The organism is Alkalimonas sp. NCh-2 (genome assembly GCF_039631345.1).
Lineage (GTDB): Bacteria > Pseudomonadota > Gammaproteobacteria > Enterobacterales > Alteromonadaceae > Alkalimonas > Alkalimonas mucilaginosa.
In genome coordinates this window covers 626,366-652,991 of the sequence record NZ_JBDIUV010000002.1, presented here as the reverse complement: position 1 = coordinate 652,991, position 26,626 = coordinate 626,366, and the positions used below count along the sequence as shown (strand labels likewise).

Here is a 26,626-nt window from a genome sequence, read left to right as displayed (position 1 = left end):
ATGCCCATTGTATCAAAGTATTCTTCCTCGCAAATTGAAAATCTGGTCAATGCCCTGTTGGACGAGCTGCGTCAGCAAGAGGCCACCACGGAACTTAGCCTGATGTGTCTGGGCAATGCTGTCAGCCATATCGTCAATCAGAATGTGCCTGTATCGAAGCGTGCTGAACTGGTGCAGCAATTTTGTCTGGCGCTAAGCGACAGCATCTCCAGCAAAACCTGATAGCCTAGTTATGGTACTGGAGCATAACCTTTCACTGGTCAACAAAGTCAACCGACTGCTCAATTGGGGGCATTGGTTTACTTTTTTTAATATCCTGCTGGCCTTACTGGTCACTGCCAGTTATTGGCTTGCTGAGCCTTTGCCGCAAAGCCTGCTTGGCTGGAGTTACCTGCTGAGCAATTGGCTGGGGCATACGGCTTTCCTGTGTTTCTTATTTTTTATCCTGACGGTGTTTCCGATCAGCTTGTTGTTTCCATCACAAAAGCATGTGCGGGGTCTTGGTGCCGCTCTGGCGACCCTGGCCCTGGTTGTACTGATCTTTGATGCTTACGTCTATCGTAGCCTTGGCTACCATATTGGCAATACATCCTGGCAGCAAACCATCGAGTTGATGCAATCGCAGATTGTCACCAATTTGCGCAATTTCGTGCTGATTGTCAGCGTCACCGCAGCCGGCATACTGGCAATCCAACTAACGCTGAGTAATTTTTGCTGGAAAAAAGTAGGTCGGTTGCAGGCAACCCGCAGTGGCCGCCCTATCTGGATTTTCTTTGTTGGTAGCTTTACCCTGAGCCACCTGATCCATATCTGGGGCGATGCCCAACTGAACCTGGATATAGTCCGCCAGGACAATGTGCTGCCATTAACCTATCCGGCAACGGCTAAAAGCTTTCTGGCCCGCTACCGCCTGTTAGACCGACAAGAGCGCGCCAGCAGCCAACAACAGCAATTGGATGCACTGGATTATCTTAAGCCCGTGTCTACCCAGTTGCAGTGCCAGCCAGTGCAAACAGAGCCATTAACTCTGGTCATCACACCAAGATTAAGCCAGCAAGACAAGCAATGGCTGGATCAACAGGGACTGCGCAGGCTGGCTCCGCACTTTGCCCCCACCGAGCCCCAAGAAGCCTTGGTGCACCTGTTGTTTGGCCAGTTTGCTGCCCCAGAATACATCCCTACATTGCTGGAAACACCTCCGTCATGGCTGCTGCAACAGCCTGAACGTTTTGGTATTGAATTGGATGAAAATTTTTCGGTAGTTCCAGCCTGGATGCAAAACTTTTCGCAACCCGATGCTGCCGTGCAATTGCAGTTCCTGCGTCAGCCAGCCGATATCCAGCTACCTGCCGCGGGCCCATTACTGGTAGTGGAGCTGACCGGAAGCCACTCACAGTGGAAGCTGGCTCCGGCATCCGGCTGGTACCTCTGGCCTGAACTACGGCAGCAGCAGCAAGCTGCCGCCGGCTTGCATTTAGATCTGCTGCCTACCCTGCTGGCCTATGCTGGCTGTCAAAGTCAGCCTCTGTTAACCGGTGATAACCTGTTGGCACCACGCAACTTGCCCAAACTGGCGATTAGCCAACACGAAGTGTACAGCTTTTACAAAGATAAGCTGGTGATTATTCGTGAAGATCACAGCTTTGGTGTCTGGTCTGCCGCAACTGGCTTACCGCTGAATGAGCGTTTCGATATGCCGATGCTGGTCGATGCCATGCAGCGGTTACCAATACGCAACAACGATACCACCAGTCCTGATCACTAAAAGCTACCCAACCGCCATTTAAAAAGGAAATCTCATGCTGGCACTTGGTAAAATTAATCGGCTCGCCATTAAAAAGAAAGTCGAGTTTGGCTACTTTATGGATGGTCTGGAGTGGGGTGAAATCCTGCTGCCCAAGCGCTATGCTCCAGCAGATGCTGCACCTGGTCAGTTGTTGGATGTGTTTTTGTATCTGGACTCGGAAGATCAACTCATCGCCACCACTGAAACGCCAAAGATCCAGGTCGGAGGCTTTGCCTTACTGCAGGCTGTCGATGTAAACCGGGTTGGTGCTTTCTTGCAGTGGGGGCTGAGTAAGGACTTGCTGGTGCCCTACAGCGAACAGCAAATCCCAATGCAAGCGAACAAACGCTACCTGGTACATTGCCTGGTGGACAAGAGCAACCGTATTATAGCCTCCAGTAAGCTGGACAAATTCCTGGACAAAACTCCGGCCAAGTACCAAGAGAAGCAAGCGGTTGATATCATTATTGCCAACCACACAGAGCTGGGCTACAAAGCAATTATCAACCAACAACACTGGGGTTTGCTGTTTAAAGATCAGGTGGTCGAACGCTTGTACCCGGGGCAACAGTTGACTGCCTATATCCGCCAGGTACGTAGCGACGGTAAAATTGATTTAAGCCTGAATCCAATAGGTGCAGCCAAAGTTAAAAACCTGGAGCCTGTTATACTGGATGCACTGCAACAAGCGGGTGGGTTTTTACCCTTACACGATAAAAGCAGCCCGGATGAAATTTATCAACAATTTTCAGCCAGCAAGAAGGCCTTCAAGCAAGCCATTGGCAGTTTATTCAAAGCCAAGAAAATTCGTATCGGAGCTGATGGGATCTATTTACTGTAAATCAGCTCTTGCCGCTTTCAGCCAATCCATGGCTTGTTCAGCGCTAAGTGGCCTGGCAAACCAGTACCCCTGGCCGTAATCGCAACCAAGGCGCTGTAAAACCTGTTGCTGGGCCTTGGTTTCAATGCCTTCAGCTACCACACTCAGTTGCAAACCTTTCGCCAGAGCAATGATGGTATTCACAATGGGATGATCGGTTGCATCATCCGTCATATTACTGATAAAACTACGATCAATTTTTAATACATCCAGCCTGAACTCACTCAGGTAGCTCAGACTGGAATAGCCAGTACCAAAATCATCCAGCAGAATACGAATACCGCGCTGTCGCAGCTGCCGCAAGCTGTCTTTGGCCTGGCTGATATTTTCGATCAGCGACCGCTCGGTCAATTCCAGCGCCAGGCAACTGCATGGAATGCCATATTGTTGAAACAACTCATCTAACCAGGTCACAAAGCCCGGCTCCGAGAGCGTGGCACCACAGACATTCACACTAAGGTAAAAGCGCTGACCGGCAGCAAACCAAAAAGCCGCCTGACGCAGGGCTTTTCGCAAGACATAATGATCGATGCGAATAATCAACCTGCTTTGCTCTGCAATAGGAATAAAATGATCAGGAGCAATCAATCCCCGCTCCGGATGCTGCCAGCGGATCAAGGCTTCAAAGCCTTGTATTGCCATGCCCTGCAAAGCAACAATGGGTTGATACATCAAATGAAACTGATCATCCAGTAAAGCAATGGTCAGCTCCTGCTCTATACTCCAGCCAGATGCAGTCTCCGCTTGCATGCTCTCATCGTACACACGGTAGACGCCACGCCCATCTTTCTTTGCTTGATACATAGCAATATCAGCGCGGCGAATTAACTCATCCGGTACCAACCCCGGTGCATCCAGCTCGCAAAAGCTGATACCAATGCTGGTCGAAGCCAGCAAAGACAGGGTGCCAACCTGCACCGGACATTGCAGTGCAGCCAGGATCCGCCGGGCAACTTCTTCGATGGTCGTCAGACCCTCTACATCTTCCAGCAAAATAGCAAATTCATCCCCTCCCAACCGGGCTAAAGTATCACTTTGCCGCATGCAACTTTTTAACTGCTTGCCAACCGCAATTAGAAATGCATCACCGATGGTGTGACCATAGGTATCATTGACTGCTTTAAATTTATCCAAATCCAGATACATCACCGCCAGTTTTTGCTCCGGGAAACGTTGCATCCGTAAAAATGCATGATTCACCCGATCCAGAAACAGCGCCCGGTTTGGTAAAGCAGTCAGGCTATCGTGCAAAGCCTGATGTTGCAATTTTCGCTCGGAAAATACCCGCTCTAAAGCGTTGGAGATATGCTGTGCCACAAAGGTCAGAAGCTCCTGATCGCCGTGATCATAGTGAATTTGTTCAATGTAACTTTGCACTACCACCACACCATGCACACTATCGCCGGAATGAAAGGGAACGCCCAGCCAGCAAGCCGGCATTTTGCCGTACACTTTCAGCTGATGTTGTTGGTAAAAAGTGATCAGTTCATCCCGGTTGATCCGTAAGGGACGATCAGTGCGAAATACATAGCCGGTCAGGCTGCTCTTGAGGATCTCTTTGGGATACACCTTGTTAGGTGTTTCATCACCTCGCGTATCAACAAAGTACGGGAAATGCAGTTGATCTTTTTCATCATCGTACAAAGCGATAAAAAAGTTCGGTGCATACATCAGGGCGCTCACCACCTGATGAACATGACTGTAGAATTCGGACAAATCCTCTGCCAGGTAGGAAAAAGCGGCAATCTCATACAAGGATTTTTGCAGCTTTTCGGCATACTCCAGCTTATCGACCGACTCTTCCAGTTGCGCCATAGTGTGTAAGCTGCGCAGTTTACTGGCTAGAATGGAAGCTATGCTTTCCAGCAACCGCTGGTGACGCACGGTAAAGTAGTTTGCTTGCTGGTGTTCGGAATCAATCACCGCCAGCACCAAGCCTTCATCCACCACAGGGACAGCCAGCTCCGACAAACTGGGAGTAACATCCAGTAAATAATGCTCATTTTGACGCGTGTCATGGGCCAGAATAGTCCGGCGCTGCCTGGCGCAATAGCCCACGATGCCCTGTTGCATTGAGAGCTTGCGGTAACCACCATCATCGGTCAGGTTGCGCGAACCTGCTGCAGCGTAACGTACCAATTGCTGCTGGCTTGCATCGACCAGATAAATGGCGCAATCTTCAAAACCGAGCTCAAAAGCAAGCGTGCTGGCGACATAATCCGTCACCGCCTGCACATCATTTAGTTGATGCAGCTCTATGGCAAGCTGATTAATAATTTTGAGCTCATGATTTTGCTCAGTTAACTGAGCTAACTGGTGGTTTAGCTGGGTGACTTCAGGAGTATCCTGATAACGCTTCGTCATAGCTGCAGGGTCATCGCTCGCCGTTTCATTATTCTTTGTCTCGCTTATAACACAGAATAATGGCTTCATACCAGCGTAAAACCATGCCATGCACTACGTAAAACCATGCTATGCACTAAAGATGGCGCACTTTAGATAAAAATTGGCCATCTGGCAAAGACGGCCAAACACACAACCTTTGCTTTAAAATGCCGCCCGATTTGCAGGCTTACTTAGCACCAAATGCACCGTGCTGGTAGCGCGCTCTAAAAAGCCGCCCTCACAATAACACAGGTAATAATGCCACAGACGAATAAAGTCGCGATCATAGCCAAGCTTTTGAACTTCCTCTTTCTGCTGTAAAAAGCGTTCACACCAGTGGTTCAGGGTTTTGGCATAATCCAGACCAATATCCTGCAGCTGGCGAATCACCAGGTCAGTCCGCTTAGTCACTGCCTCCGACATGCGGTGAATGGATGGCAAGCAGCCGCCCGGGAAAATATAACGTTTAATAAAATCGACTTCCCTGACGTACTGGCGGTAACGTTGATCGACCATGGTAATGGCTTGCAGTACCATGATTCCATCAGGCTTTAACAAAGAAGAACATGCCTGAAAATAAGTATCCAGGTACTCATCCCCTACCGCTTCGATCATTTCTATCGACACCAGTTTATCGTAACTGCCAGTAAGATCGCGGTAATCCTGCAGCAAAAGAGTAATCTTATCTTGCAAGCCTGCAGCTTCAACCTGGCTTTTTGCATACAGGTATTGCTGCTCTGAAATAGTGGTGGTCGTCACTTTGCAGCCATAGTGCTGAGCCGCGTAAATTGCCATTCCCCCCCAGCCGGTGCCAATTTCCAGCAAATGATCATCAGCACACAACTGCAAGCGCTGACAGAGTAATTCCAGCTTGTGTTGCTGTGCTTGTTCCAGGCTTGCATCTGCAGTCGGGTAAACCGCGCTGGAATACATCATGCTCTCATCCAGAAACAAGCGGTACATAGCATTACCAAGATCATAATGGGCCGAGATATTTTTCCTGGCTTGCCGTTTCGAGTTGCTGTTACGCAGGTTTAATAATTTTAGCCAGGGGCGGCTAAGGCGGGTCCAGTTCGAGTCCATTTGATCAAGCACCGTCAGGTTACGGGCAAAAATACGAACCAAATCGGTCAGTTGATCGCAGCTCCAGGCGCCTTCAACATATCCCTCTGCCGCGCCAATAGAGCCACTGCTAAGCATTTTGCGGTAAAAAGCAGGGTCCTGCACCCGAATGGTTACATGCAAATCGGCTGACTTATCACCAAATTCAAGCAGTTGCGAGCCTTCAGTGATACGAATAAAGCCATGCTGAAGTCTGGCAATGAAGTTCAGTACCACACGACGGCTTAGTTTATCCAGCCAACTCAATTTACGGGCAACCGCCCCCTCCGTCAACGACATTGTCATTGGCATTATCCTTTTTTGCTATGGGCATACACTGGGGTTCTTTTCAGAAACAGCTTCAGTGCATGCCAGTAAATTCGTATTTTTACCAATACGTTAGGCCAGGGATTGCGGATCAGTACTTTCCATAGCTGTTTGCTGCACAGCAGCTGTCGCCGCAATGTCATCCAGGCACAAAATACCTGCTGCTCGTCTTTGTAATTCTGAATAGAGCAGCTCAATTGCTCTGCTGGTGCGTTAACACGCCAGTGATATTGCATGGCAATCGGATTAAATGGCGACACATGAAAAGTCTTGTCGTGCTGGAAACGACCATCAGGCCCGACCGGGATCAAATAGTGATGCCGTTCATTCCAGGGGGTATTGCTCACTTCAGCCAACAGATAGATCAACTGCTGGCTCTGATTGTAACAATAGTACAGAGTAAGCGGGCTGAAGTAATGCCCCCAGTTGGCCAAAGGGCTCAGCAAATAAACATCTGTAATGGCAGTTTGCCCACCCAACTGCTGCACTTTATCGCAGACCGCCTGGTACAAACAGGCAGCCCCTGTCAGGTAATCCTTGCGCCGGTAACTAAAAGCAGCAAAACCTTCGTACTTCAATAACCAACTACGGCCGAGGCTGGGTAACTGCTTGCTATTAAGCCAGAAGTAATGCACTCCATAACCAAAGCCATGTGATTTAGGTACGAAACGCTTGTGTCCTAACTCGCCCAGGTAGAAGGCGTGCCCGCAATCAGTCATCACCAAAAGGTACTCCCAGCGCCCGCGCCACATCAACAGCACTACGCACCCCGTCTTCATGAAAACCGTTGTACCAGTAAGCACCACAAAACCAACTGCGATTAACACCATTAATTTCAGCCCGCCGCTGCTGAGCAGCCATGCTGTAGCTGTTGAATACCGGATGATCGTATTGGAAACGTCGCAGGATCTTGTCACTGGCAATGGCAGCCGTATTATTCAGTGTCACACAAATGGTTTGCTTCGAATCCAACTGTTGTAAGATATTCATATTGTAGGTTAAGGTGGCTTTTTCGCTAGCATCCGCCGTCAGATTGTAGTTCCAGGCTGCCCAGGCAGCACGACGCTTTGGCAGTAAGGTACTGTCGGTATGCAACACTACGTCGTTGCGCTGATAAGCAATAGCCCCCAGCACCGCCTGCTCAACCGGACTGGCATCGGCCAGCAGCTTCAAAGCCTGATCGCTGTGACAGCCAAAAACTACCTGATCAAAGCATTCGATAGAGCCATAAGGCATCACCAACTCAACACCCGTGCTGGTGCGACGCACCGATTGTACCGGGCTGTTTAAGCGGATACTCTCTGCGGGTAGTAACTGCTGCAATCGACGGACATACTCACGTGAGCCGCCACAGATCACCGACCACTGCGGCCGGTCACTGACATTCAATAAACCATGGTTATTGAAAAAGCGCAAAAAGAACCGCACAGGAAAAGACGGCATATCGGACAACCCCGACGACCAGATAGCGGCCCCCATCGGCAGTAAGTACTGCTGCTGGACTGCCTCGCCAAAACGATACTTGGCTAAAAAATCTCCCAAGGTCAACTCCAAATCGGCATGATCATCAGCCAACAGCTTTTTCCCAAGCTTGTTAAAGCGCACAATATCAAGCAGCATGCCCCAAAATGAAGGGCGAAACAGATTACGTTTTTGGGCAAACAAAGTGGCCAGACTATTGCCATTGTATTCCAGGCCAGATTGTTGATGTTTCACCGAGAAACTCATCTCTGTCGGCTGAAATGGCACAGAGAGCTCTGCCAAAAAACGGTTGAACAATGGATATGTCCAGTTATTAAAGACGATAAAACCAGTATCCACCGCTAGTGTCTTTCCTGCTACCTCGACATCCACGGTCGCAGTATGACCGCCCAGATAATCATTGGCTTCAAACAACACCACCTGATGCTGACGCTGCAACAAATACAACGACATCATACCGGCGATACCACCACCTATTACCGCAATTTTCATAGGATCCCTTCTCAGGCTTGCGCCATTCGTTGCTTTACTTGTTTGGTTGCCCAGCCAATCACTGGCAAATGACGGTATACCAACTCAGTTAAATCATAATAGTCCCGATGAAAAACAATGCGCCCATCGGCATGCCAGCGCAGCTCTGTGCAACCATCGACTTGAATGGTCTTACCCTTGCCAATGGCTGGGTGAGCGAAGGTCATTTGCCAGCTGATAAAGCCACAATCCCCCTGTTCGCAGTGAGCTTTGGCTTCGAACTTGCAAAAACTCAAACGAGCGTAGGCGTGACTAAAGTAGCGCTCTAGTGCGGTACAGCCCTCCACCTCATGGACCGGATCGACAAAACGTATCTCCGGGTGATACAGATCCGACAGCCGGTGCAGTTCACTGCTAGTTAAACTATTATAAAAATTTAAAAAAGCTTCCAGTCGCTTCATACTATTATCCGTTCTGCTGCCTGGCTTGTTGAAACAATGCCAAAGTAACTTGCCGTGCCTGCGCATGGTCCACCACCGGTTTTGGATAGGACTTCACCATAGTGTCTGAATGCGGCCAGTGGATGTGTTTTGCCGGGCAAGCGGCCAGTGCCGGTAGCCAGGTACGGATAAAGGCACCATCGGGATCAAAGCGCTCACTTTGACTGACCGGATTAAAAATCCGGAAGTATGGTGCGGCATCGGTTCCGGTTGAAGCAGCCCACTGCCAACCGCCATTATTGGCAGCAAAGTCACCATCAATTAATTTGGACATAAAGTAACGCTCGCCCCAACGCCAGTCGATATGCAAATCTTTCACCAAAAAGCTGGCGACGACCATGCGCAAACGATTATGCATCCAGCCGCTTTGGTTCAGTTGCTGCATGGCTGCATCAACTAAAGGATAACCCGTTTTGCCATCGCACCAGGCCTGAAACAAGGCAGGATCATTGCGCCAGCGAATGGCTGCGGTATCAGCCTGAAACGGCTGGTGCTTGATAAGATCAGGCCAGGCTACCAAGACATGTTTGTAAAAGTCCCGCCAAATCAGCTCTGATAACCAAACCGAAGCACCTGAGTCAGCCTGCTGCAAGCTATCACCAGCTTCAAACTGCAACCGCGCAATGCATTGACGTACCGAAAGAGCACCTAATGCCAGATAAGGAGACAGTCTGGAAGTGGCATCCAGGGCTGGAAAATCACGCCTCTTTTGGTAATCTTGCACACGTTGCTGGCAATAGTTACGCAATTGCGACAACAAGGTGTCTTGCACCACTGGCCAGGCGGCAGAACTGTGATCACCAGGCTGCATCACAGCCAGTGCTAATGAGGGTATGCGAAGCGTTGGCTGCGCCTTGGGCCTGGGCAGTACTGTGACACCTTGTTCGGCAAAACGCTGCAGCCAACGTTTTTTAAACGGAGTAAACACCTGATACATAGCACCACTACCAGTGACAAAGCTGCCCGGTGCAAAGCCACACTGACGATCGCACTGCCACCAGCCAACACCCTGCTCTGCCAGCCATTGCTGCAGCATCTGATCACGCTGCTGCTCCCGCAGTTCGTATTCCTGCTCACTGTATACGGTATCAATTCCCAGTGGTAATAATGCAGTAAATACCGATTGCAATGCCCGATAATCGGTACCCTCAACCAGCAGCAAAGGTACTCCCAAAGCTGCCAGTTCGAGCTTTAATGCCTCTGCGCGGCGCCGGATAAGATCTTGTTTCATCGGAGCCATATCATGCTGCTGCCAACTCTTGGGGCAAGCCACAAACAGGGCCATGGTTGGCCCCTGCTCCATTGCTGCCAACAGCGCAGCATTATCGTAGGTACGTAAATCTGAGCGAAACCATACCAACTGCACGTTTTGCGTCATATTACCCCCGCAAACCTAATGCTTCCGGATAGGGCTGCAAGTAGGTTTGCGCAGCCAGATACGGGTGTTCAAAACGAGTCAAATGGTGTTGTAACAATGTCAAGGGTGCCATCAATGGCAGATGACCTACTCGGAAGCGTTCAATCAAACTGCTCAACTCCTGTCGCTCTTTTGCGGTTAAGTGCTTTTTAAAAAAGCCCTGCAGGTGCTGCAGCACATTGGCATGCGTTTTTCGACTGCAAGGCTGTTTCAAGGCATGCATCAAATCCAGCAGGTAACGTTGTTTCAGCGCTCCGGGTTCAAACAGCCGTGCCTGAGCGACCAAGCGACCAAGCTCACGGTAAGCTGAAGGGCTGTGCGCCATAATCAGGAACTTGTATCGGCTGTGAAAGGCTACCAGGGCACCGACGCTAAAGCCACTTCTGCACAGTTGCTGATAATCATGACAGGCAAAAATACGGGTGATAAAACTCTCTCGTAACTCCGTATCGTGCAAGCGACCATCTTCTTCCACCGGCAACCAGGGATAACGCTGCATCAGCTCACGGGTAAACAAACCTACCCCGGCTTTTCCCAGTTGATGGCCTTCTTCAGTGAATAGACGTACCCGCTCCATACCACAGCTAGGCGATTTAGCACAAACCACAAAGCCAGATAGCTGCTCCATCGTCGGCAGCACCTGATCGGTGTAGTCAAGCATAGCCTGGGTGTAATCACGACTTGCGTCTTTGACCTGTACCAGGTGAATATCACCGTGGCTTTTTTTCAGCAATCGAATAGGTGGCCTGGGTGTGCCAAGACCAATGGCATTTTCCGGACACACAGCCTGGTAACGCACAAACGGCTGCAACTGAGTCAAACAAAAATCTGAGGCTTTATGACCTCCGTCATACCGAACCTTTTGCCCCAACAGACAGGCACTGATGCCAATGGCTAATTGCATGCAGATTTCTCACTAAATTGGATAGATTTTGATACAGCACTGACCAAGTATTGGATCAGCGGCCCGGGAAAAAGAATAGCGACTGCTCAATCATTCAACAAGAAGGGAACTACCGTGACCAGCAACATAATCTCAGCCCAAATGATGAACATGCTGGCATAAAGCAAAGCCCTGATGAGTCAGGGCTTTGCGATGGAATACAATCAGAGCTTACTGGTACCTTCTTCAACCCTGGACTTTAACTTCTGTCCGGGACGGAAGGTCACCACACAACGGGCCGAGATAGGAATATCTTCACCGGTTTTCGGATTACGACCAGGGCGCTCATTCTTGACACGAAGATCAAAGTTACCAAAGCCAGACAACTTTACTTGCTCACCGGCTTCCAGAGCCGAGCGGATCTCTTCAAAAAAAGCTTCTACAATAAGTTTGGCATCACGCTTGCTCACCCCATATTTGGTAAACAATCGCTCTGCGATATCTGCTTTGGTCAGTGCCATGATTAATCCCTCAGCGTTGCATTGAACTCATTTTTCAGCGCTGCTACCACCTGATCAACAACCTGCTGGATGTCTTTATCTTCAAGGGTTCGCGCACTATCCTGTAACGTCAAAGCGATGGCGAGAGACTTGTAACCATCGGCCACACCCTGCCCGCTATACACGTCAAATAATTTTAGGCCAACCAGTTGATTTCCGCCAACTTTTTTTATAGTAGCAAGAATATCAGCAAAACGCACATCCGATTTTACCACTACAGCCAAATCACGGCGGTTCGCCGGGTAACGGGAAAGCTCCTGGCTTTGCACGATGGCACGCCCACCAAGCGCGGACAGCTCAAGTTCAAACAGGTAACACTTGCCTTTCACACCCAGCTTTCGCTCGGCTTCTGGATGCAAGGCCCCAACCCAGCCAACATGCTGGCCCTGACAACGGATCTCGGCAGTTTGGCCTGGGTGCAGTGCCGAATGCTCACCCGGTACAAATTCAAAGCGTTCTGAGGCAGAAGTGCTGGCCAACAAAGCCTCTACATCGCCTTTGGCATCATAAAAGTCGTAAGGACGCTCCGTCATATTCCATTGCCCTTGACCGACAGAGCCCACCAGCACAGCACCCAGCACTGGTACCTGACGGATGCCATTTTCCGCAGCTGCATCCGGCACAAACTTCAGGCCTGATTCAAACAGCCGCAGCTGCAGTTGCTGCCTGTTTTGGTTTGCTAACACAGTTTGCAGCAACCCAGGCCAGGTGCTTAATCGCATCGCAGACATATCGACTGAAATAGGATTTGGCAGCACCAGGGCGCTGACCCCGGGATACAACAGCTGCTGCACTTTGGGGTCAACAAAACTGTAGGTGATGGCTTCCTGATACCCTCTGTCAACCAGCATTTGCCGCAACTGACTGAGTGAGATCTCAGCTTCAGAGAAACGGCGCATAGTTAAACGAGCATTTGGTGCCTCATTCGGGATCTGGTTGTAACCATAGACCCTGGCTACCTCTTCAATCAGATCTTCGGCTATCGCCAAATCAAAGCGCCAGGATGGGGTCGAAACCTGCCAGCCTTCAGCCATAGTCTGAACATTAAGCCCCAACTGACGTAAAATACGTTCAACAGTGCTGGCTTCAATGGCAATACCCAGTAACTTGGTAAGGTGGGCAGCAGTCAGATTGATCTGATTAGCAGCTGGCAGATGCGATTCACTGACGGCCTCCACCACAGGACCGGCTTCACCGCCCACGATCTCAAGCAGTAAGGCGGTAGCACGCTCCATCGCCTTGCGCTGCAGCTGAGGATCAACACCGCGCTCATAACGGTGTGAGGCATCGGTATGCAAACCATATTGACGCGCTTTACCCGCCATCGCTGCAGGCGCAAAAAAGGCACTTTCTAAAAATATGTCACGGCTGTGTTCGGTAACACCGCTATGCAAGCCACCAAAAATACCAGCCATCGCCAGAGGCTTGTGCTGATCGGCAATCAGCAGCGTACCGGGCAATAAGGTTACTTCAGACTCGTCCAGTAAAACCAGTTTTTCATCAGCCTTGGCATAACGGACTTGAATATCCCCTTCGATCTTGGCTAAATCAAAGGCATGCATCGGGTGTCCAAGTTCCAGCAGGACAAAATTGGTCACATCAACAACAGGGTCAATTGAGCGCACACCGCAACGACGCAATTTTTCTACCAGCCATAGCGGGCTTTGCACTCCTGGATTGATATTGCGAATCACCCGGCCCAGATAACGTGGGCAGGCTTCCGGCGCCAACAGCTTGATCTGACGCTGCTCATCATGAGCTGGCGCCACTGCGTTGTACTCAGGAGTCTGAAAATCCAGAGCATTCAGCACTGCGACTTCCCGCGCCAAACCAAGTATCCCCAAGCAATCTGCCCGGTTAGGCGTTAAATCCACTTCGATGCTGACATCATCCAACTGCAGGTATTGGCGAATATCCTGGCCAATAGGCGCGTCGGCGGGCAACTCAAGAATGCCATCAGACTCTTCTGCCATACCCAGCTCAGATAAAGAGCACAGCATGCCCATGGATGGCTGACCACGCAGTTTGGCTTTTTTAATTTTAAAATCACCCGGTAATACAGCACCTACTTTAGCCACCGCGACTTTAAGGCCAAGTCGGCAGTTGCTGGCGCCACAGACAATATCCAGCAACTCCTCATCGCCGACATTCACCTTAGTCACCTGCAGCTTATCGGCGTCCGGATGCTGCGCACAGGCCACAACCTCGCCAACTACCACACCGCTAAAATCTCCCGCGACCGCAGTAACCGCATCCACTTCCAGCCCGGCCATCGACAACTGTTCAGACAGCAGCTCCGAACTCACTGCCGGATTGACCCATTCACGTAACCAACTTTCACTAAACTTCATGTCAATCGATCCTGCTTATCTGAACTGTTTAAGGAAACGTACATCATTTTCGAAGAACGAGCGCAAGTCTGTCACACCGTAGCGCAACATGGCTAAACGCTCTACGCCCATGCCAAAAGCAAAGCCACTGTATTTAGTTGGGTCAATGCCAACCGACTTTAGTACATTCGGATGGACCATGCCGCAACCCAGCACTTCCAGCCATTTGCCATTTTTGCCCATCACATCCACCTCTGCCGAAGGCTCGGTAAAAGGAAAAAAGGATGGCCTAAAACGTACCTGCAATTCTTGCTCGAAGAAGTTCTGCAAAAAATCATGCAAAATACCTTTCAGCTCAGTAAAACTAACATCGGTATCCACCATCAAGCCTTCCACCTGATGGAACATCGGGGTATGGGTTTGATCGTAATCATTGCGATACACCCGCCCCGGTGAAATGATGCGCAGTGGTGGTGCTTCAACTTCCATCGTGCGAATTTGCACACCTGAGGTCTGGGTACGCAGCATTAATTTTGGATTAAAATAAAAGGTATCATGATCAGCACGTGCCGGGTGATGCTCCGGAATATTCAGCGCGTCAAAGTTATGAAAATCGTCTTCAATTTCGGGGCCTTGCTTGACACTGAATCCAAGCTCAGCAAAAAAGCTTTCAATGCGCTGAATGGTACGGGTCACCGGATGCAAACCACCCATCTCCAGGCTTCGGCCCGGCAACGTTACGTCGATGCGCTCATTGGCCAGCTTCTCGGCCAGTTGAGCTTGCTGCAACTGATCACGTTTGTCGTTGAGCGCCTGCTGCACTTGCTGTTTTAACTCATTAATGTGCTGACCGGCAACTTTACGCTGCTCTGGATCCATAGCGCCTAACGACTTCAGCAGCTCGGTGATCCGGCCTTTTTTGCCCATATAATCCACCCGCACCTGCTCCAGGCCAGCAATATCCTTGCTTGCCTGAATGGCCTGGGTGGCTTGTTCTAACAATGCATTCAGCTCCATCGTTTCCTCAGCTCACTCAAATCAAAATGGTTTCAATCGTCATCGGCCAGTACCGTTTTGACGAATGGAATAGTAATCTTACGTTGGTGCACAATGGATGCCTGATCAAGCTGATCCAAAATTGCCACCAAAGCACGGATGTCGCGTTGTTGCCGGTTTAGCAAATAACGTGCTACTTCACTGGGTAGTTCGATACCCCGCACATGAGCTTTCAGCTGCAACAGCCGTTGCTTTTCGCTGTCACTCAGTAACCGCAACTGAAAACTGGTGCAGGCCTGTAGTCTGGAAACCAAATCAGCCAACCGGAACCCCAGTTGCATCGGAGGCTCATTTGCTACAATAATCAGACACTTACCTTGCTCTGCCATCCGGTTGTACAAATCAAAGACTGCCGTCTGCCAACTCAAATCGCCGGCAATAGCCTGAATGTTGTCCAGACAGACCAAGTCCAGATGCTCCAGATCATCCAGCACCCTGGCATCCAGTTGCTGCACATGCTCCAGTGCCAGCAACTGGCTGGTTAAGCCCATCTCTTGCGCCTGCACACAGGCAGCATACAATAAATGCGATTTGCCACAGCCACTGGCACCGAAAAGGTACAAGGGGGCTTTACCGGCCGGCTCGGCCAAATAGTGACGGATGTAATCAACCGCCGGATGCGGTGTACTGCTGTAAAAGCTATCCAGTGTTTCATCTTCCGGCAAAGTGACCGGCAATGTAAATTGGGTTGGCTGCATCTATGGGGATTCAAACCGTAGCTGAATCGCATCAGACGATTGTACCGCTGGCGGCAACAAACTCATGGCGCCTGTAGCCGGGGAAGCTGTCAGCAGCGACAGTCTTGGCTCAAGCGCTAGTAACGCCATAAACTCCGGTCGTGCAATGGCTAATTGCAACTCCAGCTGCAACCACTGTCCGGACCACTGCTGCAAGTCCAGTCGTTCAACTCCTGGCAGCCGGCTCATTAGCCGCTGCAACTGCACCCAATCGGCCCAGCTTGCTACCCCACTTACTTGCAGGTTAAGCAGCTCACTTTGCTCTGTATAGCGCACAGCATAGCGCTCTGCCAATTGGTTGGCTAAATCATCTACCCATTGCTCAGCCAGATCGGTTAGCTCGGTAGCTTGCAACTCAAAGCGATCCACCCGCCCTTGCTGGTCCAACTGCCAGTACAGTTGGTACTGCACTCCAGATTCACCTTGCTGCTCACTCAACTGAGCTGTAATAATAAGATCCGCTTGATAACGCACACTGGCACTGCGTATTTGTTGCCAGAAGCCTGCCCAGACATCGGTTTCATTCAGGCTAAGTAAGTCTTCCATATCGTACAAAGGCCAGACCAACGGCAGCATCCGCTCTGTGGCCTGCTGCTGTACCGCAACAATCAATTCATGCTGACGCTGATTTACAAACTGTCGGCCACGACTATCCTGCGCCACTAACCAAATCAGGCTCTGTGGCCGCCGGCTGTCCCAAATAGGTAATTGATGTTCGCGAAACAGCTGCTGAATTTTTTGTTGATCTATCAACACCCGAACTCCAGCTCCCTGCTCTGTCCGTATGGCCTCAAATTGTTTCACATAGGTGTTAGCACGCTGACGCTCTTGCTGTATGGCCGGGTGAGACAACACCTGAGGATCCACCGAAACTCTTCGTACCACTTGCTCGAAAGCGGCCCGTTGCCATTGCTGGCGCGACTGCTCAGCAGAGACATCAGCACTATACAAATGGTTTGTTTGCTCAGCCCAGGCGCTGCCATACCCTAGGCCTGACAGGCACAATAAGAACACCAGAGCCATGGTACGCCATCCACTGCGCTTTGCTTGAAACTGCATTGCCATTGGCTGCCTCATACGTGATAAAGCCACCAGACGGTGGCTTACGAATTAATCTAGTGGCACACCCAGGCGCTGGGCCACTTCTTCGTAGGCTTCTACCACTCCACCCAGACCTTGCCTGAAACGATCTTTATCCAACTTTTTGCGGCTGGCTTTATCCCATAACCGGCATCCATCGGGTGAGAACTCATCTCCCAGCACCACCTTGCCGTGGAACAGGCCAAACTCCAGCTTAAAATCCACCAGCATTAAACCCGCATCATCAAACAAACGACTTAAGACGTCATTTACCCGCAAGGTCAGTTGCTTCATCTCAGCCAATTGCTCTGCGGTAGCCCAACCAAAAGAGACCACATGCGAATCGTTGATCATCGGATCGTGCAACGCATCGTTTTTCAGAAACAATTCGAAAGTAGGCGGTGTTAATGCTTGGCCTTCCTCCACCCCGAGCCGCTTCACCAAAGAACCGGCAGCAAAGTTACGCACAACGCACTCGACCGGGATCATCGCCAGCTTTTTCACCAGCACTTCATCGTCACTGAGCAAAGCTTCTGCTTGGGTCGGAATACCGGCTTGTTCCAACTTCTGCATGATAAAGAAGTTAAATTTATTGTTGACCATGCCTTTGCGAGCCAACTGCTCGATGCGTTCACCATCAAAAGCAGAAGTATCGTTACGAAAATGCAGGATTAGCTTGTCTGCATCGGTGGTGTGGTACACAGTTTTAGCTTTACCACGGTACAATTCGGTTGTTTTTTGCGCCATCTGCGACTCCGGCCTGAGCGAAAATTCAGGGCGCAAAGTATACGAGTCTTTGCGCCATTCTCAAATCTCTTTTTTGCAATCCTGCTTACGCTACAACTCCAAACGTATCTGGCTCACAACATCCACCAGTACTTGCTCAATGTCTGCCACTGTCTGCTCAGGCAACACCTGGCCACTGTTGTCACGGAAACTGATGCTGGTAAGCTGATCGGCCCGGCCAAGTACAACCTGATAATCGCCATTAGCTAATGGCAACACCGGCATGGCTTTGCGGCGGAATAAACGTGACAGCATGCCCTGGGTTGGACGTTCATAACGCAGGTAGTAAGTACTGGTTGAGCGGTTCAGATCGGTTACATCCAAACTAACCTCTTCAAACAAGGCTTCCAACTGTGACCACACCACCTCTAAACTCTGCTCTGAGAGCAAAGCAGGCTGGCCCTGTGCATCGGTACCCACTTGCAGGCTGGTATCGGCAGGTCTGTTGCGTTGAGCCTGGGCTAGCTGAAACTCGTAGTCACCAACGAAGGCAGTAAAACTATTCAGAAAAGACGTTTCTTCCCGTTTAATGCCGGTTGCCAGCAGTTGGCCATCCCGTTGGAAAAACTGATGCTCGAGCATCTCTACCAAAACCGCAACGCTACGGCCATGGGGTCTAGGCTCCATACTTACCCGAAAACGCGCTTGATCGCGCGGCTGCTCAGACTTCCAGAACCACATGCCTTTGGTGTCGGTTTGAACCACCCAGTCCGTTAGCCAAACCAGCTCGGACTCTTGCTGATAATTGATACGGTTGTCGGCAAAAAATTCACCCAGTTTTTGCTCTAAAAAAGGCAATAAATCACCCGTGTAATCGTTACGATCAAACCAGACTCTGGCGCGAGTTTCTTCTTCATCGACCCGGCTGCTGCTGGATAAGGTCAACACCAGGCCCGGCGGTCGGGTGTCTACCCTCTGACTGGTGCCACTGAGTTGCGGGATGTCGTATTGCGCCGGCTGTGGCGGCGCTGTTAAATGTGCGGGCACTTCCAGTGCCTGCCCCGCCACCGCTTTAGGCTCTGACTTTGGTGATGAGAAAAATGAACAGCCGCTAAGCAGCAAACTGGCAATAACACAACTGGTTACCGAATAATGCACCTGATAAACTCCTAAAAATCGATGGTGGCGTGATGTAATGCTTCTTCGATACCGGCCTGGTGAATTGGTTCCAGTGTCGTTAAAGGTAAGCGAACAAAATCAGAGGCTATTAAGCCTATTCGGGCCAATGCCCATTTCACCGGAATTGGATTAGCCTCGACAAACAACTGCTTATGCAGTGGCTGCAAAGTCGCATCAATGGCTCTGCAACGGTCATCCTCACCAGACGCCGCCGCTTGCACCATCTGGGCAATCGCAGCCGGGGCTACATTGGCTGTGACCGAGATCACGCCATGCCCACCTGCCAGCAAAAACTCCGTACTGCTGCCATCATCACCACTGAACAGTGAAAATTCAGCTGGGCAGCAGTCTTTTAGATCCTGCAACCGCTCCAACGAACCAGTGGCTTCTTTAATACCAACGATATTGGCAATTTTGCTCAGCTCAGCCACAGTTTCCGGCAGTAAATCTACCGCAGTACGGCCAGGAACATTGTACAGTAGAATGGGCTTATCCGTAGCTGCTGCTATGGCTTCAAAATGCAACCGCATCCCTTTTTGCATTGGTTTGTTGTAATAGGGTGTCACCGTTAAAAAACCATCGACCGGCAGGGTGGCAAACAATTTGGTTTTTTCAACTGCGGCTTTGGTCGAATTCGCTCCATTACCAACAATGACCGGCACCGCACCAGCGACTTGCTGACACACTGCCTGAATAATGGCCAGTTGCTCTTCTTGCTCCAGGGTGGCTGCTTCAGCCGTGGTTCCCAGCACGACCAGACCTTCAGTGCCCTGCTCCAGCTGAAAGCGAACCAAACGATCTAAGCTGGCATAATCCACCTCACCCGATGCAAGCATGGGGGTAATCAATGCCACATAACTGCCTTTCAACATGCGCAAACAATCCCAAATTCATTCCGGCCGCCTATGTTAAAGATTGCGTCTGCTAAACACAAGGTTCGCTTGTAAAACAAGTTTGCCCACAGTGTTGGCCACATGACAGTCCCGGGCAATATGCTACAATGCGCAGCAGTTTCTCAGTACAGGAATTCATATGACACAGCATTTAGTGGTTACCGCCATAGGCACCGACAGAACAGGGCTGGTCAGTCAGCTGGCCCGGCTGGTAACCGATTGTCATTGCAATATTCTCGACAGCCGTATGGCTATTTTTGGTCATGAGCTCACGCTGATTATGCTATTGGCCGGTGATCCATCCGCTATTAGCCGGGTAGAGCACCTGCTACCCAGCCTGGGGCTGGAGCTCGACTTACTCACCATGATGAAACGAACCCCTGCTCACGAGCTACCCGCTGTGGCCAGCCATTATGTGTTGAGCTACCAGGGGCCGGATAAAGTTGGCACTTTACGCGCCATAACTGCCCTTCTGGCCCAGCATCAGGTATCCATAGCGGCACTGCGCTCAAAAACCATTACTAAAAATGGCATTCAGTGGATGGAAGCCAGCATGACATTGCAATTTCTCCAGGAACAATCCGTCCCCGATGTTGAGCAAGCAGTATCCACCTTGCTGGCAGAGCTGCAACTAAGCGGCGAATTCAGCGCCCAAAATTAAGGAGCCTTTGATGATCCCCGCCCTACCTGAGTTGAATTTGCACGGCAAAGTGTCTGAAGCAGAATGGCAACTGCGGTTGAATTTAGCCGCCAGTTACCGATTGGTCGCCCACTTTGGCTGGGACGATTTAATCTATACCCATTTATCAGCCCGCTTACACGGTACCGATCACTACCTGGTCAATGCCTTTGGTCTGGCTTTTGACGAAGTCACTGCCTCCAACCTGGTAAAAGTGGATTTGCAAGGGAACATTCTGGATGACACCCCTTTTCAGATCAATCCAGCAGGCTTTACCATTCACAGCGCCATTCATGAGGTGCGCGAGGATGCTCACTGCGTGATCCACTTACACACCCCAGCCACCATCGCCGTAGCCAGTATCGAAGGTGGTTTACGCCCTTACAGTCAATACTCCATGTTTTCACTGCCGTCGTTGTCTTACCATCAATACGAAGGCCTGGCGGTGAATGCTGAGGAGAAAGCCAGGTTGCAGAAAGATCTGGGCCAGAACAATCATCTGTTATTGGTCAATCATGGTGGATTAACGGTAGGGCCTACAGTAGGCGATGCCTTTATGCGGATGTACGATTTGCAACGTGCCTGCGAAATTCAGTTGTTGTTGCAAAGCAGCGGCCAAAAAATCATCGAAGTCCCGCAAGCCATTCAGGATGGTATTTACCAGCAGGCGAAGGTAGTGCATAGTGGCAGTACAGGCGGCCAGAAGGCCTGGCCTGCCATGTTACGCAAAGCCTGGCGACTGGATCCTGGCTTTGCCCGTTAATCTGGTTTCTGCTTTAAAAGGAAGCGCTATGAAAGTTACCCGTGTTGAAGTGTTTGATATCCACTGCCCTGAGCGTCCGGCCTGGACCCCGGTCTTTGTGCGCATCCACACCGACGAAGGCATTCATGGCGTCGGTGAAGCGGGCCTGGCCTACGACTTGGGCCACAGCGCAGCAGCAGCCATGATCAAAGAAATGGCCGAAGCTTTTTTGATTGGTCACGACCCTTTCCAAACCGAAAAGCTCTGGTCGCGGATGCTGCGCGAAAGCTTCTGGGGCTTAGGCGGCGGCCCTGTGGTGTATGCGGCCATGTCGGCCATCGACACCGCCTTATGGGACATCAAAGGCAAAGCCCTGGGCGTACCGGTGTACCAATTGCTGGGTGGTAAGGTCAACGACAAGCTGCGTACTTATGCCTCGCAGCTGCAATTTGACTGGGGCCCGGAGTTCAAGGCCTTAGTTCACCCAGAGCAATACGCCGAAGCCGCTTTAAAGGCCATTGCCGAAGGCTACGATGCGGTCAAGGTAGACCCTATTCAGTACGACAAAGACGGCAACACCTATTACGATCGCACCAACATTATTTCCCGCGCCGAAATGAAACTGTACCGTGCCCGGATGCAGGCCATTCGCGAAGCTGTGGGCGATGAAGTCGACATTATTTTTGAGTGCCACAGCCTGCCCGGTGCCACCAGCGCCATTCAGATTGGTGAAATTGCCGCAGAGTTTGACTGCATGTACTACGAAGAGCCGGTCAATTACCTGAACCATTCTTTGCACGACAAAGTCGCCCGTAAAGTCAAAGTCCCGATTGCAGGTGGTGAGCGTTTGTACAACCGCTGGGGCGTACGCCCCTATTTTGAAGATCAAAGCATCGATGTGCTGCAACCCGACATCGGCCTTTGTGGCGGCTTTACCGAAACCAAGAAAGTCTGTGATTACGCCGATATCTTTGACATTCGTATTCAGGCACACGTCTGCGGCGGCCCGGTGGCAACGGCGGCTTCTTTGCATTTGGAAACCGCCATCCCCAACTTCCTAATCCACGAGCACCATACCTATGCATTAAAAGCATGGAACCGTGAGCTCTGCCTGCAGGATCCGCAGCCGGTGAATGGCTTTTTCCAGGTCTCCGAAACCCCGGGCATCGGCATTGAGCTGAACGATGACGTGGTGATGCGCTCGCAACGGGTTGAGATTAAGTAAAGCAATTGGATTTTCAGGAATAAAAGGCGCTGCGGCGCCTTTTTTATTGGCAAAAGCGTCAGGTGCGGACTTGGCATAACAACCACAGCTTGCTACTCTGATGCTACATGTAATTAGCACCGATGAACTTCTGTGACCTACGATGCATTCAATCAATTTTGTGGCACTTTGCCTGCAACCACTTATGTGATGCAGTGGGGCGACGCTCATGTTTGGAAAGTTGGCGACAAGGTGTTTGCCATTGGTGGCTGGAGCAAGGATAAGCAACCAGCCTACACCTTTAAAACCTCGGATCTGAACTACGAATTCCTCTGCCACAAGGATGGCTATATCCCAGCCCCCTACTTTGCCAATCGTGGGATGAAATGGATCCAGCAAGTTGACACCAGCGGTGCTTTGGATGAGGAGCTTTGTTATTACCTGACCGAGTCTTACCGCTTAGTAGTGGCCGGTTTAAGCAAGTCCAAACGTCTGACGCTGGGGCTGATGACACCCTAAATGCCCTTGCAATGGTCAAAAAAAGCCCAATAACCGCAACTCAAACACAGAACGAGGCCTTATATGCTCACTAAGTCAAACATCTGGTGTCTGCTCCCGCTTTTAATCGCTGGCTTTTATCCAGCTACGGCAGAGGCCTGTCGCTGCTCCGATGTTACAGCACTGGACATGTTGAATGATTCCTATACCGCCTATATTTTCACCGGATTGGTAACAGAAGCCCGCTTAGAAAAGGTGAATGGCAACTACGTGAGCATTGAAATAGAGATTAAAGTAGAAGAGCGCTTTAAAGGCATTAGCGCAGAAACCCTGACATTTACAGCTGGTCAATCAAAGTTCTCCACTTCCTGCGGTGGCCCTATCTCCGTAGGTAGCCGCTATGTATTTGCCAGCAGTAAAGAGGGGGCGATTTTCTCTTGCACCAGTCGCCCCATTGATCGCTATGAAATAGACAACCATACCCGCAGATTATTGCAGGACTACCGTAATTTCGCCTCACTTTACAATTAATAGGCAGTCAGCCCATGCAGTGGTAAATAGTGCTAATGCTGCATGGCTGACATGCAGCGCTTAGCGCTGCATAAAACGATGGTTCAGTACCGGCAGTACCAGCAGGGTCAGCAAGGTCGCGCTAACAAGCCCGCCCAGCACCACCACCGCTAACGGGCGCTGAATTTCACTGCCTACCCCGGTTGCCAAAAGCAGTGGCAAGAGGCCCAGTGCCGTGGTACTGGCGGTAAGCAGCACCGGCCGTAAGCGCTGACTGGCACCAGCAAGCACCGCCCGTTTAATCGCCATGCCGCTGCCTTGCTGCTGATTCATCGCATCCAGCAACACCACTCCATTGAGCACCGCCAGGCCAAACACCATCATCAGGCCTATCAAAGCCGGCACCGACAGATACCAGTGCCCCAGCCAGAGCGCCAGCACCCCACCAAACAGTGCCATCGGAATAGCGGTTAGCAACAGCAGCAACTGCCGCACCGAGCGCACACTGGCGTAGAGCAGCAAAGCCATTGCCAGCAACGACAATGGGATCAACCATTGCAGCCGCTGCATCGCCTGTTGCTGCAGCTGATACTGCCCACCCAACTGCCAACTGTAACCGGCCGGCAGCTGCAGTTGACTTAAAGTCTCTTCCAACTGCTGAACGACCGAGCCGATATCCCGGCCTCGCACATTCGCCTGCACCATCAAGCGGCGCTGACCGGCATCCCGGCGAATGATGGCCGGAGCCGGTACAGCTTGAATATGCACCAGCTCCCCCAGCCGGATGCTTTGACCATTGGCGCGCCGCACCGGTAAAGCCGCCAGCGCATCCGCATCCTGCCGATAAGGACCGGCCAGACGCACCGCAATCGCATAGCGTGCATTGCCATCCAGCACGGTGCTGGCCGTGACACCGGCCACCCCCTGACGAATCAGCTGCATCAAATCCGCCACCGTGACGCCATAACGAGCCAGTTGCTCACGTCTGGGCTCAATCAGCAGCTGCATCTCTTGCTGAGTGACCTCGGTGGCTACATCGACTGCGCCAGGGATCTGCTGCAGCAACGCCGCCAGCTGCTCGCCCTGCTCTGCCAGCACCTGCAGATCGGGCCCGGCCAAACGCACCACCAGTTGGCCCTGCACGCCAGCTAGCAGCTCATCAACCCGGGTGGCAATCGGCTGGGAGAAATTGAGCAACAGCCCCGGAAACGCCGATAAGCGTTGTTGCATCTGTTGTTGCAATTGCTGACGATCGCCACCATTGTGCCAGGTTGCCATCGGTGTTAAGCCAACCAGGATTTCGATGTTGCTGACCGGCTCTGGATCACCACCCAGCTCTGCCGCACCAATTTTGCTAAGGGCATAGCGCACTTCCGGAAACTCCAGCAGCATGGCTTCCAACTGAGGGGCCACATATAAGGCGGTCTCCAGGCTGGCCGTTGGTGCCAGGGTCACCCGTACGTTCAACGTGCCTTCTTCCAGCTCGGGTACAAACTCTGTCCCCAACCGGGTCAGTAACACGACTCCTGCTACTCCCAGCAGCAGCACCAGCCCGGCCTGCCAGTAGGCAAAACGCAACAACCGGCGCAGTAAACGCCGGTAGCCCAGCTGCAGCAAGCGGAGCCCCCGTACAGGCCGGTAGCCGCTGGTTGGTTTTAGCAGCACAACCGCAAGCGCTGGTACCAGCAAGAGCGCACAAAGCAGCGCTGCGCCAAGTGCCAGCAGAATGCTGATGGCCATCGGCTGAAACAACTGACCACCAACCCCCGGCAGGGCAAACAGCGGGGCAAATGCCAGTATCACCACAAGGCTTGCCAGCAGTACCGGCTTTGCCATCTGACGCAGCACCTGCTGCATCAGCGCTCGCATGCTTTGTTCTTGCGGGTGCGCTAACGCCATTCGACGTAACAGCGCATCCACCACCACCACAGCACCATCCACCAGAATACCAATGGCCAGAGCCAGCCCACCCAACGACATCAGGTTGGCAGTCATGCCCAACTGCTCCAACACCAGCAGTGCCAACAGCAAGGCAACAGGCACTGTGATCACCACCAGCAGCATGGCTCTCAGGTGACGCAACAACCACCATTGCAGCAGCACTATCAACAACAGGGCCAACAACAGCGCCTGGCTGACGGTACGAATGGCCTGATCCACCAAATCAGCCTGATCGTAAAATACCTCCAGCCGGACACCTGAAGGCAAAGCCTGTTGCACCCGCGGTAATTGGCGCTGCAAGGCGTCGATGGTGGCTTTGGTATTGGCGGTACGATGCTTAACCACGATGCCGGCGACCACTTCACCCAGGCTGTCGGCCTGTCCATCGGCACTGCGCCGCGTCATGCTGACCGCCCCTGCTCTTGGCTCAGCACCCAAGGCGACAGTAGCCAGCATCTGCAGCTCTATGGGCCTGTCTTCCTGCCAGCCAATGGGGAGTTCCCGCAACAGCTGCAGCCCGGACTCGCCTGCCGGGACCAGGCCATAACCTCGCACCACCCATTGTTCCATGCCCTGCGGCAGATACCAGCCACCGGCATTCTGGTTGGCGCTTTGCAAGGCCGACACCACATCATCCAGCGTGAACTGATAGCTTTGCAACCGGTAGGGATCGACCTGTACCTGGTACTGCCGAACCTCTCCGCCAAAAGACAGTACCTCAGTAACCCCAGCCACCGGCATCAACAGCAATTTCACCAGGTAATCGTTCAGACTGCGAAGTGCGGCTGCATCCATGCCACTATCAGCACTGGCGGTCAGCACATACTGAAACACCTCACCAAGGCCAGAGGTATCCGGGCCAATCTCCGGCCGGCCAAAGCCTGCAGGGATCTGTTCACTGGCCCGCTCCAGTTGCTGAAATACCAGTTGGCGTGCCAACTGGGCATCGCTACCCTCAGCAAACACCACAGTCACCACCGACAAGCCGGTGCGTGATAGCGAGCGGATATCGACCACACCGGGTAAGCCAAACATCGCGGTTTCAATCGGGTAACTGATAAACTGCTCCACCTCTTCGGCGGCCAGACCATCGGCCTGAGTATTGATAACAACCTGCACCGGTGTTACGTCCGGGAAGGCATCGACATTAAGCTGCGGCAAACGCCACAGACTGACAACCAACAGTAAACCAAAGCACAGCAGCACCAGCACAGGTCGCTGCAAAGCGGCGCAAAGCCAGGAGTTCCACATGGCAACCT

At 51.6% G+C, this 26,626-nt stretch carries 24 protein-coding genes; 8 read left to right on the top strand and 16 right to left on the bottom strand.

Annotation, left to right across the window (positions count from 1 at the left end; all coding sequences use genetic code 11):
* From ABC502_RS08355 to ABC502_RS08345, 3 genes are read left to right on the top strand one after another with little or no spacing between them, the layout of a single operon-like run.
* Positions 1-222 (top strand): DUF1414 domain-containing protein, encoded by a 222-nt coding sequence (locus tag ABC502_RS08355; protein WP_330088510.1) that lies wholly within the window; start codon positions 1-3, stop codon positions 220-222.
* A 10-nt stretch (positions 223-232) separates the two neighbouring features.
* Positions 233-1,765, top strand: coding sequence for a DUF3413 domain-containing protein (locus tag ABC502_RS08350; RefSeq protein WP_345915546.1), 1,533 nt, complete (start codon positions 233-235; stop codon positions 1,763-1,765).
* Between the two features lie 34 nt (positions 1,766-1,799).
* A complete protein-coding gene (locus ABC502_RS08345; RefSeq protein WP_330088512.1) occupies positions 1,800-2,627 on the top strand; it encodes a S1-like domain-containing RNA-binding protein in 828 nt (275 codons plus the stop codon).
* Here ABC502_RS08345 and ABC502_RS08340 read toward each other — a convergent pair.
* The 15 genes from ABC502_RS08340 to dapA all read right to left on the bottom strand — a co-directional run bounded on the left by ABC502_RS08340 (position 2,619) and on the right by dapA (position 19,772).
* Positions 2,619-5,030 carry an EAL domain-containing protein gene (locus ABC502_RS08340; protein WP_345915545.1) on the bottom strand — a complete coding sequence of 804 codons (2,412 nt, stop codon included), beginning with the start codon at positions 5,028-5,030 and terminating at the stop codon, positions 2,619-2,621. The two genes, ABC502_RS08345 and ABC502_RS08340, sit on opposite strands and share 9 nt — an antisense overlap.
* A 183-nt stretch (positions 5,031-5,213) precedes the next feature.
* Positions 5,214-6,458, bottom strand: a complete 1,245-nt coding sequence (locus ABC502_RS08335) for a cyclopropane-fatty-acyl-phospholipid synthase family protein (protein WP_330088514.1) — start codon at positions 6,456-6,458, stop codon at positions 5,214-5,216.
* Positions 6,459-6,463: 5 nt separating this feature from the next.
* Entirely contained in the window at positions 6,464-7,198 is a 735-nt protein-coding gene (locus ABC502_RS08330; RefSeq protein ID WP_330088571.1) for a DUF1365 domain-containing protein, read from the bottom strand.
* Positions 7,191-8,453 carry an FAD-dependent oxidoreductase gene (locus tag ABC502_RS08325; RefSeq protein WP_345915544.1) on the bottom strand — a complete coding sequence of 421 codons (1,263 nt, stop codon included), beginning with the start codon at positions 8,451-8,453 and terminating at the stop codon, positions 7,191-7,193. The genes ABC502_RS08330 and ABC502_RS08325 overlap by 8 nt, the downstream gene beginning before the upstream one ends.
* An 11-nt stretch (positions 8,454-8,464) precedes the next feature.
* On the bottom strand, positions 8,465-8,893 hold the full coding sequence (locus tag ABC502_RS08320) for a nuclear transport factor 2 family protein (RefSeq protein WP_330088516.1): 429 nt from the start codon (positions 8,891-8,893) through the stop codon (positions 8,465-8,467).
* 4 nt (positions 8,894-8,897) lie between these two features.
* The gene (gene phrB / locus ABC502_RS08315) at positions 8,898-10,298 is read right to left on the bottom strand and encodes a deoxyribodipyrimidine photo-lyase (RefSeq protein ID WP_330088572.1); all 1,401 of its coding nucleotides are present in this window, start codon (positions 10,296-10,298) and stop codon (positions 8,898-8,900) included.
* 13 nt (positions 10,299-10,311) lie between these two features.
* Positions 10,312-11,253, bottom strand: coding sequence for a DUF523 and DUF1722 domain-containing protein (locus ABC502_RS08310; protein WP_345915543.1), 942 nt, complete (start codon positions 11,251-11,253; stop codon positions 10,312-10,314).
* Between the two features lie 203 nt (positions 11,254-11,456).
* A complete protein-coding gene (gene ihfA / locus ABC502_RS08305; RefSeq protein WP_091341292.1) occupies positions 11,457-11,753 on the bottom strand; it encodes an integration host factor subunit alpha in 297 nt (98 codons plus the stop codon).
* A gap of 2 nt (positions 11,754-11,755) precedes the next feature.
* On the bottom strand, positions 11,756-14,143 hold the full coding sequence (gene pheT, locus ABC502_RS08300) for a phenylalanine--tRNA ligase subunit beta (protein WP_345915542.1): 2,388 nt from the start codon (positions 14,141-14,143) through the stop codon (positions 11,756-11,758).
* A gap of 15 nt (positions 14,144-14,158) precedes the next feature.
* Complete coding sequence (pheS, locus tag ABC502_RS08295) at positions 14,159-15,139, bottom strand: phenylalanine--tRNA ligase subunit alpha (RefSeq protein ID WP_330088519.1); 981 nt, start codon at positions 15,137-15,139, stop codon at positions 14,159-14,161.
* 32 nt (positions 15,140-15,171) lie between these two features.
* Positions 15,172-15,876, bottom strand: coding sequence for a DnaA regulatory inactivator Hda (gene hda / locus ABC502_RS08290; RefSeq protein WP_345915541.1), 705 nt, complete (start codon positions 15,874-15,876; stop codon positions 15,172-15,174).
* Entirely contained in the window at positions 15,877-16,980 is a 1,104-nt protein-coding gene (locus tag ABC502_RS08285) for a DUF2066 domain-containing protein (RefSeq protein ID WP_345915540.1), read from the bottom strand.
* A 45-nt stretch (positions 16,981-17,025) separates the two neighbouring features.
* Positions 17,026-17,742 carry a phosphoribosylaminoimidazolesuccinocarboxamide synthase gene (gene purC / locus ABC502_RS08280; protein WP_345915539.1) on the bottom strand — a complete coding sequence of 239 codons (717 nt, stop codon included), beginning with the start codon at positions 17,740-17,742 and terminating at the stop codon, positions 17,026-17,028.
* A gap of 90 nt (positions 17,743-17,832) precedes the next feature.
* Positions 17,833-18,879, bottom strand: coding sequence for an outer membrane protein assembly factor BamC (gene bamC / locus ABC502_RS08275; protein WP_345915538.1), 1,047 nt, complete (start codon positions 18,877-18,879; stop codon positions 17,833-17,835).
* An 11-nt stretch (positions 18,880-18,890) separates the two neighbouring features.
* Positions 18,891-19,772: a 4-hydroxy-tetrahydrodipicolinate synthase gene (dapA, locus tag ABC502_RS08270; protein WP_345915537.1), complete on the bottom strand. Its 882-nt coding sequence runs from the start codon at positions 19,770-19,772 to the stop codon at positions 18,891-18,893.
* A 160-nt stretch (positions 19,773-19,932) separates the two neighbouring features.
* Here dapA and ABC502_RS08265 point away from each other — a divergent pair, with 160 nt between their 5' ends.
* From ABC502_RS08265 to ABC502_RS08245, 5 genes are all read left to right on the top strand, one after another.
* Positions 19,933-20,454, top strand: coding sequence for an ACT domain-containing protein (locus ABC502_RS08265; protein WP_345915536.1), 522 nt, complete (start codon positions 19,933-19,935; stop codon positions 20,452-20,454).
* Between the two features lie 13 nt (positions 20,455-20,467).
* Complete coding sequence (locus ABC502_RS08260; RefSeq protein WP_345915653.1) at positions 20,468-21,235, top strand: class II aldolase/adducin family protein; 768 nt, start codon at positions 20,468-20,470, stop codon at positions 21,233-21,235.
* 28 nt (positions 21,236-21,263) lie between these two features.
* Positions 21,264-22,439, top strand: coding sequence for a mandelate racemase/muconate lactonizing enzyme family protein (locus tag ABC502_RS08255; protein WP_345915535.1), 1,176 nt, complete (start codon positions 21,264-21,266; stop codon positions 22,437-22,439).
* A 132-nt stretch (positions 22,440-22,571) separates the two neighbouring features.
* Positions 22,572-22,937: an MmcQ/YjbR family DNA-binding protein gene (locus ABC502_RS08250; protein WP_345915534.1), complete on the top strand. Its 366-nt coding sequence runs from the start codon at positions 22,572-22,574 to the stop codon at positions 22,935-22,937.
* Between the two features lie 168 nt (positions 22,938-23,105).
* Positions 23,106-23,447 (top strand): hypothetical protein, encoded by a 342-nt coding sequence (locus tag ABC502_RS08245; protein ID WP_345915533.1) that lies wholly within the window; start codon positions 23,106-23,108, stop codon positions 23,445-23,447.
* A 60-nt stretch (positions 23,448-23,507) separates the two neighbouring features.
* Here the strand turns inward: ABC502_RS08245 and ABC502_RS08240 are convergent, their stop codons facing one another.
* Positions 23,508-26,618: a CusA/CzcA family heavy metal efflux RND transporter gene (locus tag ABC502_RS08240; protein ID WP_345915532.1), complete on the bottom strand. Its 3,111-nt coding sequence runs from the start codon at positions 26,616-26,618 to the stop codon at positions 23,508-23,510.
* Positions 26,619-26,626 lie beyond the last annotated feature (8 nt).

Bases quoted from the DNA above. Each gene is read 5' to 3' on its own strand.
- ABC502_RS08355 (WP_330088510.1), top strand. From the start codon at position 1: ATGCCCATTGTATCAAAGTATTCTTCCTCGCAAATTGAAAATCTGGTC.
- ABC502_RS08350 (WP_345915546.1), top strand. From the start codon at position 233: ATGGTACTGGAGCATAACCTTTCACTGGTCAACAAAGTCAACCGACTG.
- ABC502_RS08345 (WP_330088512.1), top strand. From the start codon at position 1,800: ATGCTGGCACTTGGTAAAATTAATCGGCTCGCCATTAAAAAGAAAGTC.
- ABC502_RS08340 (WP_345915545.1), bottom strand. From the start codon at position 5,030: ATGACGAAGCGTTATCAGGATACTCCTGAAGTCACCCAGCTAAACCAC.
- ABC502_RS08335 (WP_330088514.1), bottom strand. From the start codon at position 6,458: ATGACAATGTCGTTGACGGAGGGGGCGGTTGCCCGTAAATTGAGTTGG.
- ABC502_RS08330 (WP_330088571.1), bottom strand. From the start codon at position 7,198: ATGACTGATTGCGGGCACGCCTTCTACCTGGGCGAGTTAGGACACAAG.
- ABC502_RS08325 (WP_345915544.1), bottom strand. From the start codon at position 8,453: ATGAAAATTGCGGTAATAGGTGGTGGTATCGCCGGTATGATGTCGTTG.
- ABC502_RS08320 (WP_330088516.1), bottom strand. From the start codon at position 8,893: ATGAAGCGACTGGAAGCTTTTTTAAATTTTTATAATAGTTTAACTAGC.
- ABC502_RS08310 (WP_345915543.1), bottom strand. From the start codon at position 11,253: ATGCAATTAGCCATTGGCATCAGTGCCTGTCTGTTGGGGCAAAAGGTT.
- ihfA (WP_091341292.1), bottom strand. From the start codon at position 11,753: ATGGCACTGACCAAAGCAGATATCGCAGAGCGATTGTTTACCAAATAT.
- pheT (WP_345915542.1), bottom strand. From the start codon at position 14,143: ATGAAGTTTAGTGAAAGTTGGTTACGTGAATGGGTCAATCCGGCAGTG.
- pheS (WP_330088519.1), bottom strand. From the start codon at position 15,139: ATGGAGCTGAATGCATTGTTAGAACAAGCCACCCAGGCCATTCAGGCA.
- hda (WP_345915541.1), bottom strand. From the start codon at position 15,876: ATGCAGCCAACCCAATTTACATTGCCGGTCACTTTGCCGGAAGATGAA.
- ABC502_RS08285 (WP_345915540.1), bottom strand. From the start codon at position 16,980: ATGGCAATGCAGTTTCAAGCAAAGCGCAGTGGATGGCGTACCATGGCT.
- purC (WP_345915539.1), bottom strand. From the start codon at position 17,742: ATGGCGCAAAAAACAACCGAATTGTACCGTGGTAAAGCTAAAACTGTG.
- dapA (WP_345915537.1), bottom strand. From the start codon at position 19,772: ATGTTGAAAGGCAGTTATGTGGCATTGATTACCCCCATGCTTGCATCG.
- ABC502_RS08265 (WP_345915536.1), top strand. From the start codon at position 19,933: ATGACACAGCATTTAGTGGTTACCGCCATAGGCACCGACAGAACAGGG.
- ABC502_RS08255 (WP_345915535.1), top strand. From the start codon at position 21,264: ATGAAAGTTACCCGTGTTGAAGTGTTTGATATCCACTGCCCTGAGCGT.
- ABC502_RS08245 (WP_345915533.1), top strand. From the start codon at position 23,106: ATGTTGAATGATTCCTATACCGCCTATATTTTCACCGGATTGGTAACA.
- ABC502_RS08240 (WP_345915532.1), bottom strand. From the start codon at position 26,618: ATGTGGAACTCCTGGCTTTGCGCCGCTTTGCAGCGACCTGTGCTGGTG.